This is a genomic window from uncultured Clostridium sp. (genome assembly GCF_934754915.1).
Classification (GTDB): Bacteria; Bacillota; Clostridia; order Clostridiales; family Clostridiaceae; genus Clostridium.
Window position 1 is genome coordinate 1 of record NZ_CAKVKB010000258.1, and the last position, 3,094, is coordinate 3,094.

The 3,094-nt window shown below is 22.5% G+C and carries 2 protein-coding genes; both read left to right on the plus strand.

The features are described 5' to 3' along the window. Window positions 1-1,739: bifunctional glycosyltransferase family 2 protein/class I SAM-dependent methyltransferase (locus Q0F58_RS18470; RefSeq protein ID WP_294379377.1), on the plus strand; the 1,739-nt coding region annotated here is incomplete at its 5' end. 6 nt (window positions 1,740-1,745) lie between these two features. Beyond that, window positions 1,746-2,738 (plus strand): glycosyltransferase, encoded by a 993-nt coding sequence (locus Q0F58_RS18475; RefSeq protein ID WP_294379379.1) that lies wholly within the window; start codon window positions 1,746-1,748, stop codon window positions 2,736-2,738. The last annotated feature ends 356 nt before the right edge of the window (window positions 2,739-3,094 follow it).

Sequence of the window (3,094 nt, forward strand, 5' to 3'; positions counted from 1 at the left end):
ATATAGAACAACAAAATATTGAAGAAGCTATTTATGGAATTGAGCAATATAAGAAAATATTTAAATACGATGATGAATTAGCAAGTATGGAAGCTATAATAAAAATATACAATGATGATTTAAATGAAGCACTTAATTGCATTCGAGATGGGCTTAAATGTAATATAAATAATACAGATTTATATTATACCATGGGGAATATATATGAGTTAAAAAAAGAATATGATAGAGCATACTTATGCTATGAGCATACAATAGAAATTGAATTATTAAATAATAAGGAAAAGAATACTAATTTAGCATTGAGAGCGATTGATAATTTGAAAAGTAATTTTAAGATATCAGTAAATAATTATTCTATAATTATTTTAACATATAATAATTTGGAATATACAAAAGTTTGTTTTAATAGCATAAAAAAATATAATTTAAGTAGTAATTATGAAATCATCATTATTGATAATAATTCTACAGATGGAACAGTTGAATGGATAAAACAACAGAAAGGAATAAAATATATATTAAATAATGAAAATAAAGGATTTCCTATAGGATGTAATCAAGGAATAAAGATTGCAGACAAAAATAATGATATATTTCTTTTAAATAATGATACAGTGATTATGCCTAATTCTATTTTTAATTTAAGAATGGGATTATATAGTAAAGAAAATATTGGAGCAACTGGTGCTGTAAGTAATAATGTAGCAAATAATCAAAAAGTGATTAATGAATATGATGATTTCGACATATATATGAAGTTTGCATTAACTAACAATATAACAAATGAAAATTTATATGATGAAAGAATTAGATTAATTGGTTTTGCGATGTTGATTAAAAGATGTGTTTTGGAAAAGGTAGGTTTATTAGATGAACGTTTCACGCCAGGAAATTATGAGGATGATGATATAAGTCTTAGAATATTATTATGTAATTACAAAATTATATTATGCAGAGACAGCTATATTCATCATTTTGGAAGTGTGAGCTTTGGAAAAGATGTAGATAAATATAATAAAATTCTAGATACCAATAAAAATAAATTTAAAGAAAAATGGGGATTTATAAGTAGTTATTATACATATATTAGATATGATTTAATAAATTTAATTGATGAGCCTATAGATCGTAGTATTAATATATTAGAGGTTGGATGTGCTTGTGGTTCAACTTTATTGGAAATAAAGAATAAATATAGAAATGCAAATTTATATGGTATTGAACTTAATGATTCTGTAGTTAACATAGCGAAGCATGTAGCAGATGTAAGATGTGGAAATATAGAAAATTTTGATTTTTCAGTATATAAAGAGGAATCTTTTGATTATATAATATTTGGAGATGTTTTAGAACATTTAAATAATCCAGATAAAATTATTAATGAAATTTTAAAATATTTAAATAAAGATGGATATGTGTTAGCTTCAATTCCTAATGTAATGCATTTTTCAGTATTAAAGGATCTTTTAATAAATGGAAATTGGACTTATCAAGAAGATGGTATATTAGATAGGACACATTTAAGATTTTTTACTAAAAATGAGATAATAAAATTGTTTTATAATAACGGATATTTAATTGATAAGATGAGTTGTATTATGACAGATAAGAGTGACGAAGATCAAAAATTTATTGATAATTTGAAAGTATTTAATAAAGAGAATAGTTTTGAATATGAAGTATATCAATATTTAATAAAGGCAAAAAAATTAAGTAAGTCTAATAGAAAGGAATAGAGATATATGAATGTAAAAATATCAGTTATTGTACCAGTATATAATAATGAAAAATATTTAGAACGATGCATAAACTCTTTAATTAAACAAACTTTAAAAGAAATTGAGATAATATTAATTAATGATTGCTCAACAGATGGAAGTTTAAATATTTTAAAGGAATATGAAAAAAAATATTCTGATAAAATTGTTGTTATATCGCATAAGGAAAAAAAGGGTCCAGGAGGTTCAAGAAATACAGGAATTGATATGGCTCATGGTGAATATATAGGATTTGTTGATAGTGATGATGAAGTTTCATGTGATATGTTTGAATATTTGTACAAGATAGCCAAAAGAGCAAATTATGATTTAGTTGATTGTAAATTTTTTGATGAGTATTTAAAAAAAAATACTCTTACAACAGATAAAAGATCTTTAGGAGTATTGAATTCAGAAAAAAGAAAATTATTTATTGTAAATCCTGGTTATGTATGGAGTAAAATAATAAAGAAAAGTATTTTAAATGATAATAATATACGATTTCGTGAAAAAATTGCATATGAAGATTTTGATTTTATGCCAATAGTTATATTATTTTGTAATAAAATTTGTGCAACTAGTAAAGTATTATATAATTATAGATATAACAATAAGTCAATAACAAATAATTATAAAAGTAATGTACATGTTGATGAGAAACTGGAAGCTATGAAAAAATTAGTTGAAAGATTTAAGCAATTAAAAATGTATGATGAATATAGAGATGAAATTACATATTTGATATATGAAACATATTCTAATATGATACAAGCTATTTTAGTTCTAGAAAAAAAGGCAGATTTAAAATTATTTAAGAAATTACATGATGTATTTTTAGAAGTTGTAGATTATGATTATCATGATAATAAGTATATTGCTCAATTAGATAAAAAAGATAGATTATTTGCAGAGATAAATAATAAAGATTATACATTGATACTTAAAAATTGTTCTGATTTATTGAATAATACCATTTAGTATATATGTTAAGTAACTATAAAAAAATTCAAAACTACAAAATATATGAAAATTTTGTCTAAAGTAAATTATTAGAATGGGGAATATTTTCATAAATTAAGATTAAACCATAGAGCAAAGTAGCTAGTTTAAGAAAAGGCACCTTTATAATATAAAGAAAAGTAATATTTAAACGATAAATATAATGATTACATTTAATAAGGAGCGGAAATTCATGGAAGAAAAAGAGGTATTAACAACAGTTGATGAATATTTATATAATTTAAAAAAAGGAATAAATAATATTTCAGATTTAATACAAGAAGGTAAAGAACAGGAAGCATTTAATATTATTGCACAAGTAGCAGAAGGATTAC

Bases quoted from the DNA above. Each gene is read 5' to 3' on its own strand.
- Q0F58_RS18475 (WP_294379379.1), top strand. From the start codon at position 1,746: ATGAATGTAAAAATATCAGTTATTGTACCAGTATATAATAATGAAAAA.